17 protein-coding genes and 3 pseudogenes are annotated in these 15247 nt (G+C 59.6%); 9 read left to right on the top strand and 11 right to left on the bottom strand.

What is annotated here, in order from left to right; all coding sequences use genetic code 11:
- Positions 1 to 158: 158 nt before the first annotated feature.
- Positions 159 to 1175: a plasmid partitioning protein RepB gene (gene repB / locus CDO87_RS25395; protein ID WP_009815512.1), complete on the bottom strand. Its 1017-nt coding sequence runs from the start codon at positions 1173 to 1175 to the stop codon at positions 159 to 161.
- Positions 1172 to 2359 (bottom strand): plasmid partitioning protein RepA, encoded by a 1188-nt coding sequence (repA, locus tag CDO87_RS25390; protein WP_009815511.1) that lies wholly within the window; start codon positions 2357 to 2359, stop codon positions 1172 to 1174. The genes repB and repA overlap by 4 nt, the downstream gene beginning before the upstream one ends.
- Before the next feature lie 314 nt (positions 2360 to 2673).
- On the opposite strand from repA, the gene CDO87_RS25385 reads away from it, so the two are divergent.
- A complete protein-coding gene (locus tag CDO87_RS25385; RefSeq protein WP_009815510.1) occupies positions 2674 to 2901 on the top strand; it encodes an AbrB/MazE/SpoVT family DNA-binding domain-containing protein in 228 nt (75 codons plus the stop codon).
- A complete protein-coding gene (locus CDO87_RS25380) occupies positions 2891 to 3286 on the top strand; it encodes a PIN domain-containing protein (protein WP_100931449.1) in 396 nt (131 codons plus the stop codon). Before CDO87_RS25385 ends, CDO87_RS25380 begins: the two co-directional genes overlap by 11 nt.
- On the opposite strand, the gene CDO87_RS25375 is transcribed toward CDO87_RS25380, so the two are convergent.
- Positions 3270 to 4166, bottom strand: coding sequence for a recombinase family protein (locus CDO87_RS25375; RefSeq protein ID WP_100931448.1), 897 nt, complete (start codon positions 4164 to 4166; stop codon positions 3270 to 3272). The two genes, CDO87_RS25380 and CDO87_RS25375, sit on opposite strands and share 17 nt — an antisense overlap.
- Before the next feature lie 226 nt (positions 4167 to 4392).
- On the opposite strand from CDO87_RS25375, the pseudogene CDO87_RS25370 reads away from it, so the two are divergent.
- The 3 genes and pseudogenes from CDO87_RS25370 to CDO87_RS25360 all read left to right on the top strand — a co-directional run.
- Positions 4393 to 5229, top strand: a pseudogene (locus CDO87_RS25370) (hypothetical protein); the annotation flags it as partial.
- A 118-nt stretch (positions 5230 to 5347) separates the two neighbouring features.
- Entirely contained in the window at positions 5348 to 6706 is a 1359-nt protein-coding gene (locus tag CDO87_RS25365) for an IS5 family transposase (RefSeq protein ID WP_254698519.1), read from the top strand.
- An 18-nt stretch (positions 6707 to 6724) separates the two neighbouring features.
- A pseudogene (locus CDO87_RS25360) lies at positions 6725 to 6961 on the top strand (helix-turn-helix domain-containing protein); the annotation flags it as partial.
- A 70-nt stretch (positions 6962 to 7031) separates the two neighbouring features.
- Here the strand turns inward: CDO87_RS25360 and petA are convergent.
- Positions 7032 to 7588 (bottom strand): annotated as a pseudogene (petA, locus tag CDO87_RS25355) (ubiquinol-cytochrome c reductase iron-sulfur subunit).
- A gap of 106 nt (positions 7589 to 7694) precedes the next feature.
- Positions 7695 to 8219 carry a hypothetical protein gene (locus CDO87_RS25350; RefSeq protein WP_100931446.1) on the bottom strand — a complete coding sequence of 175 codons (525 nt, stop codon included), beginning with the start codon at positions 8217 to 8219 and terminating at the stop codon, positions 7695 to 7697.
- Between the two features lie 27 nt (positions 8220 to 8246).
- Here CDO87_RS25350 and CDO87_RS25345 point away from each other — a divergent pair, with 27 nt between their 5' ends.
- Positions 8247 to 8861: a Crp/Fnr family transcriptional regulator gene (locus CDO87_RS25345; RefSeq protein WP_100931445.1), complete on the top strand. Its 615-nt coding sequence runs from the start codon at positions 8247 to 8249 to the stop codon at positions 8859 to 8861.
- 5 nt (positions 8862 to 8866) lie between these two features.
- Here CDO87_RS25345 and CDO87_RS25340 read toward each other — a convergent pair whose 3' ends face one another.
- The 6 genes from CDO87_RS25340 to CDO87_RS25315 all read right to left on the bottom strand — a co-directional run bounded on the left by CDO87_RS25340 (position 8867) and on the right by CDO87_RS25315 (position 12613).
- On the bottom strand, positions 8867 to 9316 hold the full coding sequence (locus CDO87_RS25340; protein ID WP_100931444.1) for a DUF411 domain-containing protein: 450 nt from the start codon (positions 9314 to 9316) through the stop codon (positions 8867 to 8869).
- Between the two features lie 11 nt (positions 9317 to 9327).
- A complete protein-coding gene (locus tag CDO87_RS25335; protein WP_254698518.1) occupies positions 9328 to 10335 on the bottom strand; it encodes a cation diffusion facilitator family transporter in 1008 nt (335 codons plus the stop codon).
- Position 10336: 1 nt separating this feature from the next.
- Complete coding sequence (locus tag CDO87_RS25330) at positions 10337 to 10999, bottom strand: TVP38/TMEM64 family protein (RefSeq protein WP_100931443.1); 663 nt, start codon at positions 10997 to 10999, stop codon at positions 10337 to 10339.
- 3 nt (positions 11000 to 11002) lie between these two features.
- Positions 11003 to 11452 (bottom strand): DUF6010 family protein, encoded by a 450-nt coding sequence (locus CDO87_RS25325; RefSeq protein ID WP_100931442.1) that lies wholly within the window; start codon positions 11450 to 11452, stop codon positions 11003 to 11005.
- 161 nt (positions 11453 to 11613) lie between these two features.
- Positions 11614 to 12051, bottom strand: a complete 438-nt coding sequence (locus CDO87_RS25320) for an ion channel (protein ID WP_254698517.1) — start codon at positions 12049 to 12051, stop codon at positions 11614 to 11616.
- 88 nt (positions 12052 to 12139) lie between these two features.
- Positions 12140 to 12613, bottom strand: coding sequence for a rhodanese-like domain-containing protein (locus CDO87_RS25315; protein ID WP_008327269.1), 474 nt, complete (start codon positions 12611 to 12613; stop codon positions 12140 to 12142).
- A gap of 188 nt (positions 12614 to 12801) precedes the next feature.
- On the opposite strand from CDO87_RS25315, the gene CDO87_RS25310 reads away from it, so the two are divergent.
- The 3 genes from CDO87_RS25310 to CDO87_RS27420 are packed head-to-tail and all read left to right on the top strand — an operon-like array spanning position 12802 to position 15231.
- Positions 12802 to 13524: a response regulator gene (locus CDO87_RS25310; protein ID WP_007803380.1), complete on the top strand. Its 723-nt coding sequence runs from the start codon at positions 12802 to 12804 to the stop codon at positions 13522 to 13524.
- Positions 13524 to 14990 (top strand): ATP-binding protein, encoded by a 1467-nt coding sequence (locus CDO87_RS25305; RefSeq protein WP_100931440.1) that lies wholly within the window; start codon positions 13524 to 13526, stop codon positions 14988 to 14990. The genes CDO87_RS25310 and CDO87_RS25305 overlap by 1 nt, the downstream gene beginning before the upstream one ends.
- Positions 14926 to 15231: an SHOCT domain-containing protein gene (locus CDO87_RS27420; RefSeq protein WP_222481198.1), complete on the top strand. Its 306-nt coding sequence runs from the start codon at positions 14926 to 14928 to the stop codon at positions 15229 to 15231. Before CDO87_RS25305 ends, CDO87_RS27420 begins: the two co-directional genes overlap by 65 nt.
- Positions 15232 to 15247 lie beyond the last annotated feature (16 nt).

Below are 15247 nucleotides of genomic sequence, written 5' to 3'. Positions count from 1 at the left end.
AAAATTTCCCGGCCCGCGAATCACTTTGGACTTGCGGAAAATGACTCCGGACACTACCTTGAAGGTGCTAGAAACAAGTTAGGGTCTCGTGGAGTGGTCGCTTTGCGGGACCTTTTCTTTTGCCTTTTCGTGCCTCCTTCTTTGATTTCTGCTCTTCCTCAGTCTTCCGACCGCTGCTTCCAGCGATCGTGAAGGTCTTCAATCATGTCATGCACTTGCGTCTCAACCCAATCGGCGAAATCTCCGCTTGCCAGCTCGATCGACAGGCCCTTGGCAGTGCGTTTGACCGTGCCGCCGCGCTTGCCACCGATCTTCAGCGGGACACTGGAGGACGGAGCAGGGGAGGGAGCCTTCTCAGGTTTGAGTGCCTTCGCTACGGCTTTAGCCACCGCTTCAAACGCCTGGACGGATGGGTCATCAGTGGATACGGAATCATCCACAACTGTAGACTCGACACCCTTTCCACGCGCCTCCTCTGCAATCTGACTGAGGCGCTCGCGATCGAGGCCGTTCTCGTCGATGGCGCGGCCCAGAGCGTCCCAGCGAGGCCGACCTATGCCGTGGGCTGGCCCAATGGCGCGAACTAAATCTGAGCCGACGATGTCTACGATGGCGATGGCCATGGAGACCGCAGATTTCGTGACGGTCAAGATTTCTGCCACCTGTGATTGTGTTCCGAAGCCGGATGCCACGAGATCCTTGGCGAAAAGCGCCTTCTCAATGTAGGACAGATCACGTCGACCCATATTTTCGGAAATCTGCGCGCGCAAAGCACTGTCATCATCCAGATTGGCGACGAGAGCGCGGATTTTGGTCACCTTGTCGGACTGGCGTATCGCCTCCAACCGCCTACGTCCGTAGACCAGCAGGTAGCGGTCGGGGTCATCGGGGGCACGGCGCACAAGGATCGGAACGGTTTGACCATTCGCCTCGATCGCATCGCGCAGGTCCAGAACATCCGCCGGGTCGAGGCGATCCTCCATGCGGTCATCCACGATGTTCGTCGGATCCAGCTCCCAAACGTGATGACCATCGACAGCATCGCGCGCGGATCGTAGCGCGCGGTTAGAGCTCATCATTGGCGTGACGGCGCTGGACTGCGGGGCAGGGGAGGGGGCTCCGGCCGACGCGAGACTGTCGAGCATGGACATCCGTTTCTTCTTGCTGCTGCTCATAGGCGCCCCCAAGTCTTCTGGATCAGGTCGGCGATCTCGTCATTCAGCGTGTTCAAGCTCTCGAGTGCGCGATCATAGGTGGAACGGGTGAACGCGCTGCGTTCCACCTCGTAGAGCGTCTGCTTGGTCAGGCCTGCATCGGAGATGGCTGTAGACTTCAACATGGGCGAATTCAGCACGGCTTCGCCGTACATTGTTCGCAGGAAAGCCACGATGCGGTTCTGCGGCGCATCCTGCGGCTCGTAGCGGGTCAAAACATAGCGCATCCAGTCATGAGACATGTCGGCGCCGCTCTCAGCGATCACGTCCATGAGGTCGGCTGTCATGCGGAGGAATTGCGACATGGACATCACATCAAGCATTTCCGGGTGGATCGTCACCAAAACGCCCGTGGCCGCGGACAGTGCGGACATGGTCAGAAATCCTAGCTGCGGTGGGCAATCAATGACGACCACGTCGTAGTCCTCGTCGACCTGGGCCAACGCCTCTTTCACGCGGAAGAAGAAAAGTCCTGCATTGCCCTGAGCCAGCGCGCGCGGGGTATCGTGCTCGAACTCCATCAGTTCGAGGTTTCCGGGAATCAGGTCCAGATTGGGGATATAGGTCTTGCGAATGACCGACCGGATCGGCTCTGGGTCCTCATAGCGGATCGCATCGTAGAGAGTGCCGCCATCTTCGAGGTCCAATTCCGGCTGAACGCCGTGCAGCGCGGTGAAGGAAGCTTGTGGGTCGAGATCAATGCCCAGCACACGATATCCGCGCAGGGCAAGCCGTTGAGCGAGATGGGCAGAGGTTGTTGTTTTTCCCGAACCGCCCTTGAAATTCATCACGCCGATGACCTGAAGATGATCACCTTCTCGTCGTCCGGGAACGTAATCACCCGGCTTGCGAGCGGTTTTTTCAAGGAGCACACGCAGCGCCTGGATGTCCTGCGCCGAGTAAAGACGACGGTTGCCGGCGGTCAGCTCGGGAGAAGGCCCTTTGCCATCTAGATTGAGTTTGCGAAGATAGGAATCGTTGACGCCGAGCAGCGCCGCAGCCTCACCAGAGGTGAATTTGCGCATGGTCTTCTCGGCATCGGGTGGAAACAGGCTCTCACGTTGCGAATGCAACTGGTTCGCCAGCCATTCAGAATGCTGGCGGATCACCGCGTTGAGATCCTCATGCTCAAAGGTATTATCCATCTGCCCTCTCGCTTCCGAGACATCGCGTCTTTGGCGTGTTCACGGAAATTGACGTTTTTCGCCTCGCTTCCGTGACTATTGGCGCAAGAGTCGGATTCGCGCAAGGTTTTTCCACATCTAGTGGGCGAGTCCTCACCGAACACAAGGGTGTTTGGTGTCCTACTGCATGGTGTAACGCACCGCATCTCACTAAAAGGGACAGGGCAGAACTCTTTTCGGAGGTGTCCAAAATGGCTTTTGAACGCACCAAGGCTTGCCTTTTGGCAGTTTTGGATATACATACGTGGATGTTTATCCATGCCTGAGAGGACAAGATGCAAGTTGCCAAATGGGGAAACTCCCTTGCCGTCCGGCTACCCGCGGATCTTGTGCGGGAACTCGGCTTAAAGGAAGGCGATCAGGTCGACCTGGTAAAGGACGATGGAACCATTCTTGTGAGACGCCAACCTCGCGCTGATGAAGTCCTACAGGGGCTAAGGCGTTTTCGCGGAAAACTGCCCAAGGACGCGCGTCTAAGCCGCGACGCCGCGCATGAGCGCTGAATTCGCAGATACGAATGTTGTGCTCTACCTGCTCGACGATGGTCCAAAGGCTGAGAGGGCAGAGGAAATTCTGGGGCAGGGACCCCGGATCAGCGTCCAAGTCCTGAACGAAGCGATGGTAAATTGCCGGCGGAAAGCTGGTCTCAGTTGGGAAGATACCGGAGCGTTTCTTGAGGGTATTAAGTCCTTATGCCCTGTCGAGGACCTCACGATTCAAACCCATCAAGTGGGTCGCGCGTTGGCGGAGAAATACCAGTTATCGGTCTATGACGCGATGATCGTGTCTGCCGCGCTGCTCGCTGGGTGCACGACGTTATGGACTGAGGACATGCACGACGGATTGCTAGTCGAAGATTGGCTGCGCGTCGTCAATCCATTTGCCTGACCAGCAACCCAAGTCGCTCCGCCCGTTCCAACAGCATTCTGACTGAGGAAGGCTGCCAGCTGGTGCGACCGCGAGGGGTGCGCTCACGCATGGATTCCAGTTGGTAGCAGATTGCCTGCAAGGTGATCTCGGGGTCAGCACCTTTGATTGCCGCGACAATCGCGGGCAGGCGATCGTCGGTTTCGCGACGTCCAGCGCGTCCAAGCACTTCAGCGGGCAGAAAGCCGTCGCGCACATATGCTTTCACGGCGCGGAGCAGGCGGCTTTGGGTCCAATGGCGATCTGGGGGCAGGGGGCCATTGATAATCCGCAGGATGTCTTCCCAAGCCATATCGGGGCGCAAGCGGCGCACATGGGGCACCCAATCTTGCGCGGTCTCGTTCAGGCGCTCCATGTAGCCGTCCTGTCGCGCCAGCCGCACCTTGCGCAGCGCGGCGGGATCCTTGGCGCTTAGCCCAGGATTGCCACCAACGCGACCTTTGGCGCGCGCAGAGGCCAGCCCGGCCTTGGTGCGCTCGCGGATCAGGGCGCGTTCGAATTCGGCAGCAGCGCCCAAAACCTGCAACGTAAACTTGCCTTGCGGCGATGCAGTGTCGATCGGGTCTTGGAGGGAGCGGAAGAAGGCTCCTTTGCCCTCCAGCCGCTCAATCACCTCCAGCAAGTGCGACAAAGACCGCGCAAGCCGGTCGATCCGTACGACAACCAGCGTGTCGCCGCTCTGGACGCGCTCGAGCACCCGCGCAAGCACCGGACGCGCGCGATTGCCGCCAGACGCGTGTTCTTCGAAGATTTCGACGCATCCTGCGGCTTGTAGGGCCTCAGACTGGGGCAGGGGGGTCTGTTCCTCTGTGGAAACGCGGGCATAGCCAATCAGGGGCATGAAAACGAGCCGTTTGCAATTTAAGGTATTGCCAATAAACGACCGTTTATAAACGAATGCAAGCAAGTGTTCTCTCGTCGTGCTGATACACAATCCCCTGGTTTCCTTGCATTGATTGCGATCTGAAAGGTTCCGTCGGCAGTCGCGCGCACGTAATGTGTAAAGAGCATTGTCGATGGTCACAAAACAGCTTAGGCAATGTGCAAATAATCTGTATTTTGCACATATGATGCCACAATCGAGTATTATTCCTGAAGATTTCGACGAACCCCTCGACATCGGAGAGGGGGATGAGGATTCCCCGGAAGAAAACCTCTGGTTCCTGCCGGGCCCGATCGAAGAGGAACCGGATTACCGGCCTCCCGGACTTCGGGCGGGACCGCCGGAAAAGGGCGTCATTGATGACTGGGCAAGGGCCGAAGCACATCAGGCTGCGCTTCTGGCAAGGGTGGCCGGACGCTTGGGTGCGTTGGATCACCGATTGGCTCGCGCGCCCGAAGGTTGGCGGCATCGGCTGGCACTGATCGAAGCGGCAGACCTGAGCTGGTTTGCAGGCGATCGCGTAGGCACGGATCGTCTGGCTCTATGGATATCTATGCGCCTGTCAGGCGCACAAGACGACCCAAATGCTTTGGCGCGAATTGGATAGGCCGTTCGGCGACTGACAGGCGGTCCTGACCCGATAGTCTATATCGCAGCCTTCCTCGACCACCGCGATCCCGAAAACATCGATGAAAATGCCAAGCGCTTCGACGATCGCGCGAGCGGTTGGCTGGATTTGATGAAACAGGCCGCCGATCTTCATCCGATCACCCGCGCCTGCATGGGGTTTCATCTCTGGAGTCTTGCGGGCCTTGAGCAGCAGGGCGATCGGGTGGAAGCAGCGGTCACGGCGGCGCGCATCGCGGCTAGCGAGGCAAACGGGGCAGTTTTCGCACCGTTGGCAATGGGCGGGGCAGGGGGCCTGCGCGCGAGTGGGCCATCGGCAAAGCGCCTCGAACATTGGCTCAATGGGATGCAAACAGCTAGCCTCACGGCGATGCGGCACCTCGATGATATCCAGTTCGATCTGAACAACCGACATCTCTTTGAGAGTGCGAGATAAATCTTAGGTTTTACTGGCTTGGAACTGCAGGCTTTAATAGGATTCTATTGAAAAGGCTGCAGTTTGGATTTCCGCCATGAAACACCGTTCGCCTCCTGAAGAGCAAGATGATCTCCTCCGGCCCAGGCTGGTCGACATGATCGACATGCGCCACGAACTGGTGAAGCTGGCCGAGCTGATAGATTGGGAGTTCTTCGAGCGGGAGTGGGCCGGGTTCTTTCCCTCGGCAACCGGGCGCCCGGCGACGCCGCCCCGGTTGGTGGCCGGGCTCATGTATCTCCAACATACCTTCCGCCTCTCCGACGAGGCGGTGATCGCGCGGTGGGTCGAGAACCCGTACTTCCAGCACTTCACGGGCGAAACCTTCTTCCAGCACCAGCGGCCGATCCATCCGTCGTCGCTCAGCCGATGGCGGGACCGGATCGGCGAGGAAGGCGCTGAATGGTTGCTTACCAAGACGATCAAGGCCGGGCGCGCCGGCGGCGTCATCGATGACAGCGGCCTGTCCCGCGTGTCGGTCGATACCACCGTAATGGAAAAGAACATTGCCCACCCAACCGACGGGCGCCTCTACGAGACAGCGCGGCGCAAGCTGGTCGCGCTGGCCGGGGACCTTGGCCTCTCCCTGCGGCAGACCTATGCCCGCAAGGCGCCTCAGTTGGCGTTGCAGGTCGGGCGCTACGCGCACGCGCGACAGTTCAAGCGCATGCGCAAGGCTTTGAGAACGCTGCGCGGTTACGCGGGGCGGGTCATGCGCGACATTCGCCGCCAACTCGATGCCGTCCCCGGAGGAGCCGTCCGCGACACCGTGCTCGAAATGTTGGCGCGCGTGTCGAAACTGCTGCACCAGGCGCCAAAGAGCCGGGGCAAGATCTACGCGCTGCATGAGCCCGATGTCGACTGCATCTCGAAGGGGAAGGCTCGCGTGCGCTACGAGTTTGGCTGCAAGGTCAGCATCGCGACGACGATAGATGAGGGCTTTGTCGTCGGCATGCGGGCCATGCCCGGAAATCCATACGACGGCCACACCCTGGCCGAGGCGCTGGAGCAGGTCGAGACGCTCACCGATTGCCGCCCCGAGCTCGCGGTTGTTGATCGCGGCTACCGCGGCCATGGCGTAACCAGAACGCGTGTCCTGATCTCCGGAATGCGCCGCGGGATGACCGAGCCACTGAAGGCCCAGCTCCGGAGGCGCAGCGCAATCGAGCCGGAAATCGGCCACATGAAGATGGATGGTCGCCTTGCACGCTGCCCACTCAAGGGCGCCGCCGGCGATGCCATCTTCGCCGTCCTGTGTGGCTGCGGGCACAACATCCGCAAGCTCCTGGCCTACCTGAGGGCTCTCTTGCTCCATTGCCTCGCTTGGCTGGAGACCTCGATTGCCGGATACACCGCCCGGAACACGCGTCAGAAGACGTTCATCGCCAGCGCATAGCCTTGTTCAAGCTCGACTATCCAATCATGGTGTGCGAGGGCCAAAACCGAGATGTCAACACTCTCAGGCAAGACACCGCCGGCCCTGAGCGCCTTGCTGACCGAATGGCCCGTCGTTTCCGCCCCGATAGCCGAGAAGCGGATCGGTGCCAGCCGAGCCGCCGTTCAACGCAATCTTGCCTGGATGGAAGCCAGAGGCCTAATCCGTGAGGTGACGGGGCAGGGACGGTTTCGGATGTGGAGTATTGCGATTTAGGCCGACCAGTAGCCACACAAAATTTGTTCCGGTTTCGAGCGCTTCGATTATGGGTTATCGTTTATGAGCGTCATCCCAGTGTCAGCACCATGTCGCCCGAAAGCGACAAGTCCGGGATATGCAGGTTCTCAGGTGCCGGACCTTTGCGAATGCGCCCGGCCGCATCGTAATGCGAGCCATGACAGGGGCAGAACCAGCCCCGAAATCCCCCGCCCCATCGCCCAGAGGGACACAGCCCAGATGGGTACAGACACCGATCATCACCAGATAAGCCTCGTGACCCGCAATGGCGCGATTCTCATCGCTTGCCAGCGCATCGTCGGGCAGATTGGGGTTGCGCGCCTGGCTGTCGGGCAGGTCAGAGACCGCCTCTGCCCGAGCCTGAGCCATTTCTGCCTCCGTGCGATGACGGATAAAGACAGGTTTTCCGCGCCAGTTGACGGTCAATTGCGTTCCGGGCGCGAGATCGGAAATATCAACAGTGATCTGTGCCAAGGCGCGGACATCGGCGGAGGGGTTCATCTGGTTCACCAGTGGCCAGAGCGCAGCCCCTGCGGCCACGACCCCCGCCCCGGCCGTTGCATAATACAGGAAATCCCTGCGCGCGGTATCCTCTGACGCTTCCATCACCGGGCATGTGTGCGCGTCTCCAGCGCTGGAAGGTCAACACGCGAGATGTAACGTTTTGTCAGTGCACCTCTCTACGGATCAACAAACAAGCCGTGTCGGCGCATTAATGGTGTGGGGCTGCGCCTTTTGCCATCATGAGGTGATGCTCCTGGTGATGCGCCCCGATGGTCATCAGGCCAAAAAAGCCAAGTCCCTGAATCTGCGCGGCATCGCCATCGACACTGAGCGCCACCCCATCTACGAGATCCTCTGTCACAACGTCCCAGCCGGATTCAGCCGCGAGAAAGGGCGCATGGGCGGGCACCATGGCGCGGATGGCCTCGAGAACACGGGTGGTGCCCCGAATCTCGAACCGGGCCCCTTCCGGCCGCAGGGTGCGGGTGACCACGGCCTCCTGGGTCAGAAGGTCCATATCGACCAGATGGCGGCGCAATCCGTCGATATCGACCCGCTCCCAGTCCGTCTCGGGATCGGCTTGCAGGATCGCAACGATTTCCGCCAGGGCGGCAAAGGTTGACTGCCCGGTTTCCTGGGGACCCCCCATCGTGTGGCCGTTCGCGGAATGGGCATGCTGCGCGGCCACGGGTGCGGCCATCACTATAGCAAGGAGGAGGGGAATAAGACGCATGGACGGGTCCTTCAATGAGGTGGTGTCATGTTTACGCTAGCAGGGGCGGATGCATCGCAATATGATTTCAATCATATGTTGCCAAACCCCTATGATCTTATCCCGAGCTCAGCCCTGTGCCCTTTTTCCGGCGCGATTGGCGATGTGGTGTTTCACCAAGGTGACCCCACCCACGGTCTCTATGTCGTGCAAACCGGGCGCGTGCATCTCGAGCGGGTCGGCCCAAATGGCGAGCGGTTCATCATTCACCGTGCCCAAGCCGGAACAAGTTTTGCCGAAGCTTCGGTGTTTTCAGAGGTCTATCATTGCGATGCGGTCTTCTTAGAGGCCGGGGCGTTGGTCCGGATCGACAAGGCCGCTGTCTTGGCCGCCTTTGCGGAGCCGGAGTTTGCGCGCACCTATGGCCGCCGTGCAGCTCAACAGATACAGGCGCAACGACAGATGCTGGAGATCGTCGGTATTCGGCGCGCAGAGGACCGGGTCATGGCGGGGTTGGTCGCGGGCCTGCTCGACGGGTCCGTCGTCGAGTTCGCCGCCCGGTTACAGCTAAGCCATGAGGCGACCTACAGGGCGCTGCGAAAGCTCGTGCAGGACGGGCGGGTCAAAAACCCGGCCCGCGGGATTTATCACCTGCGCCCGTGACCCGATCAGCTGTGGCTGGCGAAGACGGAGGTCACCCCGTCGGAGCCGACAAGCAAGGTATCAAAAGTGTCACCTGCCCCGGGACCGCCCATGCCGGGCGAACTCATCGGCATGCCGGGAACCGTCAACCCGCGCGCCACCGGTTGCTCTGCCAGCAACCGCTTGATGTCAGCGGCAGGCACGTGGCCCTCGACGAAATAGTCGCCCACGACCGCCGTATGGCATCCGGCAAGCTCTGGTGCGATTTGCAGCCGGTCTTTGAACGCCCAAAGTTGATCCTGATCGACGTCTTGGGCCTCGACCGCGAACCCCGCTTGCTGGACATGATCGACCCAGGCGGAGCAGCATCCACAGGTTGGCGTTTTGAGCACCTTCAGAAGGGGTGCCGTGTCAGCGGCAACGGGAAATGCCAGGGTGGCTGCTGCGCCTGTCATCAAAAATGTGCGTCGTTTCATTCGGAGGTCCTCTAGGAGTTGTCAGGGAGTCTAGCGTCCTGCGCCGCGCTGTCGAGCAGGTCTGCATGGGCGGCATGGGCGTCGGCGGCGGCGGGCGACACGCGTTGGCTGTCCGGGAGCGTCACATCGAGATCCCGTGCGTGGCGCTCGTCGAGACACGCGGTTTCGAGCTGCAGCGTGACCATGTGAAACCCATATTGTTCCGTCAGTCGATGATAGGCCCGGTTCAGCAGGTCCGCGGCCTCTGCGGGCTCACCATGGCGGATATGGGCAGAAAATGCGTGTTTGCCGCTGGTCAGCGTCCAGGCATGCACATGGTGAACGTCCAGAACCCCGTCGTGGCCGCGCAGGTCCGCCGTCACAGCCTCGAGATCCGTTCCCTCTGGCGTGCCTTCCATGAGGATGTGGACCGCTTCCTTGATGACGCCGACGGAGGCCCAGAGGAGAACCACCCCGAACGCCATGCCGAGGATCGGGTCAATCGCCAGAAAGCCGGTGAACTCGATCACTAGAGCGGTGACGATGATCAGGAGGCTGCCGACAAAGGTCTGGATAATGTGCCAGAGCGCACCACGGGCATTCAGATCGTCCTTGCTCGATTGCCACATCAGCCCCAGCGAGATCACTTCGGTGACCAGGCCTCCGAAGGCGACCCAGAGCATGGGACCCGTGGCCAGGTGAATCGGATTCCCGAGCCGCATCGCGCCCATCCAGATCACCAGAAGCGCCATACCGAGAAGAAAGCCGCCATTCACCAGTGCCCCGATGATCTCGGCGCGGTACCAGCCGAAACTCCGCGCCGAATCCGCCGGGCGGCGCGCAATGCGCTGCGCGATGATGGCCACCAGAACGCCACCAACCGCCGACAGGGTGTGAAACGCATCCGACAGTACGGCGATCGAGCCGGTCCAGAGCCCGATGGCGAGTTCAATCACAAAATAGACGCCGGTGAGCCAGGCAGAAATCATAAGGGCCTTGCCGGAACTCGGCATATGCCCGGCGTGGGAATGACTGGCCATATCAGCTCTCCTTCCGTTTCGTACCGGTCTTTCGCGTCGCGGCGAAGAGAACCGACAGGCCGGTAAAGCCACCCAGCGCAAGTGCGGTCCATGTGGCAGTGCGGGCATCGCCGTTCATCGCCTGGCTGCCCATGTGAGCGAGCAAGAAACTCGCTGGAATAATCCCGGCCATCGTGGCCAGCGCGAACCTCCAAAGATGCAGCTTGCTCAGACCTGCGGCGTAACTGATCATATCGAAGGACAGAAACGGCAGCAGGCGACTGCCGAAGACCAAGAAGGTCAGAGTGTTCTGCGATCCGAACAGGCCTGTGTTAATCTTCTGACCGAGATGACGCTCAACGAAGGGACGACCGAGACCGCGGGCCAGACCAAAAGCGGCAAGCGCACCGAGTTCCGCGCCAAGAACGACAAAGAGTGTCCCGAACGTGTGCCCATAAGCCGCTCCGGCGGCGAGTGCGATCGGCGCCGAGGGCAGGGGGCTTGCGACGATAGCGATTGTCATAAGCGCCACGATAACAATTGGTCCGGCAAGACCTGCCGCCTCGATCCAGCGGTCAATTTCCGCGCGATCAGGCAGGCGAATGTCAACGCCAAGGACGTCCGGGAAGGCCAATGCGACGACTCCCATCAGGAACACCGCAATAAGAAGGATGCGCATCATCATGGATCAAAACACGGCATAGAGCAGAACGAAGAACGTCGCTGCCAAAAGGTCAAAGGCCACGCAGAATGGAATATACCAGTTCGGAATCCGGGCGAGACGATAAGAATTGTGGTGTGACATGTCCCAAAGGGCGTGCAGGGCCAAGCCCAAGGGAAGGAAAGCCCAATGCCATATCAGCCCCAAAAAGGCTGCCGAGCCGAACAAAAGGGCGACGGCGAGCTCTGCCCAGAACACGCGCGCTCTGCCGTCCGCGGCGCCAAAGCCGATATAGGCACCGCCAATCAAAGCAAGCGTGATCGAAGCAAGAGCTATCGAGCTCTTTTCATCCAAAAACAGGTGAGCCGGCATTGTGAGCAAGACAAACAACACACCAACCCATACGGGAGATTTCAAGATTTCCCCGTGTCGATGGTGCGATACGTGATCGCCTGTCTTTTCGAAAATCTGTGCCATGGCTTTGTACCTAGGGATTCCAGCAACTGGAAGGTCAAGGGCTATTCATCCACGCGCGCAACGCAGCGCTCACTCAACCGTTCCACGGTGAGGTCAAAGGACCGATATCAGGACGTATTTGACGCTGACGCCAAGCTCATGTCCGACGCGCGTGGCGATTTTCAGTCATCTTTCGCCTTCTGCCAGACTTGCTGGCAGGCTGAGTAAAGAAACGTCGCTGACCAGGTCAGCAACATGAAGCCCAAAAGCGATTGCAGCATCAGCAACAGTCGAAAGGGCCCGACCACCTCTATGGACGAATAGCCAAGGGTCGAGAACGAGATGCCCGTAACATAGAGAACATCCTGAAACATCGGCGGGCTGTTGCTGAACGATTGCGGCAGAACGCTTGCCACCATCATCGTGTTGAACACGGCGAGCGTCACAAGTTCCAATACGTGCAGCAACAGCAACGCGGAAAACGTCAGGATGATCCGAAAGCCGGAGCCATCCGACCGCTGCGGGGAAAACTTCAGAATGCCCGACAACGCATAATGATGGACAATTCCCATCACGATCGCCGCGCATATTCCGACAAACATAGCCATCAACTCGGTCATACACCCAAACCCGTCTTCCTGTTCAAACAGGTCAATTTGACCATACATCAGGCTTTTAGCACAACGGGACCAATTGATTCTTCACTGGTCAGGCCAACGCGGGGGGCAACCCGTTCAGGGCGACATCCACCGGAACGGTCGGCAAGTTCGATGCGATCCAGCCAGGCCCTTCGCCTGATCCCAACATCCCTTCCGAGATATCGGCGTAGCCCGAATAACCAGCTTGTCTCAACGCTCGAAGCAGCGATGCGGAGCGTCCGCCAGTGGCGCAGATCAGTCCAACAGTGCGATCACCGCTCAGTTCCTTGGCCCTGAACAATCGGTCCGGAAAACCGGACGCGTGCATGCTTATCGGCCATACACCAGCACCTACGCCGGTTTCTTGCCACTCTTTGTGCGTTCTGACATCGATGATCCGCGCCGTATCCGATAGAAGCGCGTCAAAGGCATTCTCTGCCGACCAGACAGATCGGCTCTGCGCCAACAGCGGTGACGCCGCGACGGTCAGCACCGTCATATGAGCACCCAGAACGAAACGGCGCCGGTTCAAATCAAGAGCCATATTCGAAAACCTCATCCTTTGATCGGTTGCGATCCCAAAGGTCACATAACATACGCGCGACGCTACCCGGGAGCACGACACGGTGCAGGCACAGATTTGTATCCATCTGTAGCAAGGGACTGACCTGATACAAACGGCTACAATTCTGCCCATGAAACAGAATGCAACGATGATCTAGGAAGGACGCCATGGGACCGCCACCTCATATCCTTATCGTGGACGACCACGCTCAGATACGCGAAAGCGTCGCGCGCTTCCTGGAGAAGAACGGAATGCGCACGACCGTCGCCAGGGATGCCGTGGAGATGGATGCCAAGCTGGCCACTGGTCACTTCGACCTCCTCGTGCTCGATGTCATGATGCCGGGCGAGGACGGTTTGTCGGTTTGCCGCAGACTTGCGCCAGAGGGTGATCTTCCGATCATCATGCTGACGGCGCTTGGTGAGGAAACGGATCGGATCGTGGGTCTGGAAATCGGTGCGGACGATTATCTCGCCAAGCCGTTCAATCCACGAGAACTGCTCGCCCGCATCAAGTCGGTTCTTCGGAGAAGCAACCGCGACGAACCTGTGGCCGGAAGCCTCGCTGGGAGGAAAGTCTCTTTTGCGCACTGGATACTGGATACCGACCGGCAGGTGCTGATTGACGAGTCCACCACCGAGACCCCATTGACGACCTCCGAGTTCAAATTGCTGGCGGTCCTGCTGGAACGCGCGAGGATGGTGCTCAGCCGTGACCAGTTGCTTGACCTGACCGCTGGTCGGACGGCAGGCCCGATGGATCGCACCATCGACAATCAGATCAGCCGTCTCCGCCGCAAAATCGAGCCGGATGTACTTAGGCCCAGTGTCATCAAAACGGTGCGGAACGGCGGATACTGTCTGGCTGCCGATGTCGAGGATGCGCCGTGATGCGCCGTGCGATGAGATCTCTGAGCGGCAAATTGATCCTGCTTGTGGTCGCGGCACTTGTCGTGGCCCAGGTGATCAGCCTGTTCCTGTTCGCCGACGAGCGCAGCCTTGCGATCCGTGCAGCTTTAGGATTCGAGGCCGCGGGTCGCGCAGCGAATGTCGCGCGGTTGATCGAAGAGGCCCCGCTGGATCTGCAGGACTCGATCCTTCGCGCGGCAAATTCGCCTCTGATCCGGTTCGATCTGTCGGACGCTCCGATCGTGGATCACACCGGTCATTCGGACGGCGGCATCGTGGAAGCGCGCATACGCGCCCTGATGGATGACAGCTACAGCCGGGATATTCGCGTTGAATTGCACGAGGTCGAGGGCGAGTTGCGGCCTCTTCCCAATCTCTCGGACGAGATGACAGAAATGCATCTCGCGATGATGCGCGGAGAGTTGACAGCGGTTGAAATGAACCTGTCCATCGCCATCAAGGGAGCGCGTTGGCTGAATGTCGGAACGCGGTTCGAGCGACCGCCGATCCAATGGCCTTTCTATTCGATGCTGACCTTCGGGATTTCCGCCGGACTGCTTCTGGTGGCGATCTTCTGGTTTGTAATGACGCGCCTGACGCGTCCTTTGCGGCACCTGTCGAAGGCCGCGGACCATCTTGGCCGGGGCGAAGATGTGGGCGAATTGGCGGTCACAGGGCCGACCGAGGTCAGAGATCTGACCGTCGCATTCAACCGCATGCAACGACGGCTGACCCGGTTTGTCAGTGATCGTACACGTATGCTCGCAGCCCTTGGCCACGATTTACGCTCGCCGTTGACTGCCATGCGTGTCCGCGCGGAGCTGGTTGACGAAGAAGAGACGCGGGACAGCCTCATCGCATCGGTCGAAGAGATGCAGAGTATGGTCGAAGCGACGCTCACCTTTGCACGCGGCCTTACCGGATCCGAAGGTGCCGAAGTGGTCGATCTGCGCAATTTTCTGGACAGCTTGTGCAGCGATATGGCGGCACACTGCACCTTTGCCCCGAGTGATGATGTTGCCGTGCGGCTTCGACCCAACGCGTTCCGAAGGGCACTGAGGAACTTGCTTGAGAACGCCGTTCGCTACGGTGGTGCCGCAAAAGTCAGCTGGGCGACCCACGGTTCGAACCTCGTACTCAACATCGATGACAATGGGCCCGGCATTCCCGTCGACCAGTTGGAAAAGGTCTTCGATCCGTTCTATCGCCTCGAGCAATCGAGGTCTCTGGAAACGGGCGGTTATGGGCTTGGGCTCTCAATCGCGAGGACAATCGTCCAATCCCATGGCGGCGATATCCAGCTGGTCAATCAGAACAGCGCGGGTTTGCGCGCTGTTGTCACCATCCCGTTGGATGAAACCGAACTGATCGAAGGAGAAACAGATGAAACTGAACGCGTTGATCCTGCCGTTGCTGGCCAGCTTGCCCGCCAGCATGGCGCAGGCTGATGGACCAGGCTCCTGGACGGGGCACATGTGGGGCAGTGGCTATGGCTTTATGGGCGGCTTCATGATGCTCGCCTTCTGGGGTGCGCTGATCGCATTGGTGGTGTTTCTGGTGTTCAGGCTGCGGGACAATGGCACCCGTCCCCCGGACTCGGACGCGCAGGAAGCGCTCAGGCGCCGCTTTGCAAATGGGGAAATCGACGAAGAAGAGTTCCGTCGCCGCAAAGCAACGCTCGACGAATAGACCCCGCCGCGGACGC

Source organism: Sagittula sp. P11 (assembly GCF_002814095.1).
GTDB lineage: Bacteria > Pseudomonadota > Alphaproteobacteria > Rhodobacterales > Rhodobacteraceae > Sagittula.
This window is presented reverse-complemented; position numbering and strand designations above follow the sequence as displayed.

What these genes read in the sequence shown, in the direction of transcription:
- repB (WP_009815512.1), bottom strand. Translation starts at nt 1,175, where the DNA reads ATGAGCAGCAGCAAGAAGAAACGGATGTCCATGCTCGACAGTCTCGCG.
- repA (WP_009815511.1), bottom strand. Translation starts at nt 2,359, where the DNA reads ATGGATAATACCTTTGAGCATGAGGATCTCAACGCGGTGATCCGCCAG.
- CDO87_RS25385 (WP_009815510.1), top strand. Translation starts at nt 2,674, where the DNA reads ATGCAAGTTGCCAAATGGGGAAACTCCCTTGCCGTCCGGCTACCCGCG.
- CDO87_RS25380 (WP_100931449.1), top strand. Translation starts at nt 2,891, where the DNA reads ATGAGCGCTGAATTCGCAGATACGAATGTTGTGCTCTACCTGCTCGAC.
- CDO87_RS25375 (WP_100931448.1), bottom strand. Translation starts at nt 4,166, where the DNA reads ATGCCCCTGATTGGCTATGCCCGCGTTTCCACAGAGGAACAGACCCCC.
- CDO87_RS25365 (WP_254698519.1), top strand. Translation starts at nt 5,348, where the DNA reads ATGAAACACCGTTCGCCTCCTGAAGAGCAAGATGATCTCCTCCGGCCC.
- CDO87_RS25350 (WP_100931446.1), bottom strand. Translation starts at nt 8,219, where the DNA reads ATGCGTCTTATTCCCCTCCTCCTTGCTATAGTGATGGCCGCACCCGTG.
- CDO87_RS25345 (WP_100931445.1), top strand. Translation starts at nt 8,247, where the DNA reads ATGTTTACGCTAGCAGGGGCGGATGCATCGCAATATGATTTCAATCAT.
- CDO87_RS25340 (WP_100931444.1), bottom strand. Translation starts at nt 9,316, where the DNA reads ATGAAACGACGCACATTTTTGATGACAGGCGCAGCAGCCACCCTGGCA.
- CDO87_RS25335 (WP_254698518.1), bottom strand. Translation starts at nt 10,335, where the DNA reads ATGGCCAGTCATTCCCACGCCGGGCATATGCCGAGTTCCGGCAAGGCC.
- CDO87_RS25330 (WP_100931443.1), bottom strand. Translation starts at nt 10,999, where the DNA reads ATGATGATGCGCATCCTTCTTATTGCGGTGTTCCTGATGGGAGTCGTC.
- CDO87_RS25325 (WP_100931442.1), bottom strand. Translation starts at nt 11,452, where the DNA reads ATGGCACAGATTTTCGAAAAGACAGGCGATCACGTATCGCACCATCGA.
- CDO87_RS25320 (WP_254698517.1), bottom strand. Translation starts at nt 12,051, where the DNA reads ATGACCGAGTTGATGGCTATGTTTGTCGGAATATGCGCGGCGATCGTG.
- CDO87_RS25315 (WP_008327269.1), bottom strand. Translation starts at nt 12,613, where the DNA reads ATGGCTCTTGATTTGAACCGGCGCCGTTTCGTTCTGGGTGCTCATATG.
- CDO87_RS25310 (WP_007803380.1), top strand. Translation starts at nt 12,802, where the DNA reads ATGGGACCGCCACCTCATATCCTTATCGTGGACGACCACGCTCAGATA.
- CDO87_RS25305 (WP_100931440.1), top strand. Translation starts at nt 13,524, where the DNA reads ATGCGCCGTGCGATGAGATCTCTGAGCGGCAAATTGATCCTGCTTGTG.
- CDO87_RS27420 (WP_222481198.1), top strand. Translation starts at nt 14,926, where the DNA reads ATGAAACTGAACGCGTTGATCCTGCCGTTGCTGGCCAGCTTGCCCGCC.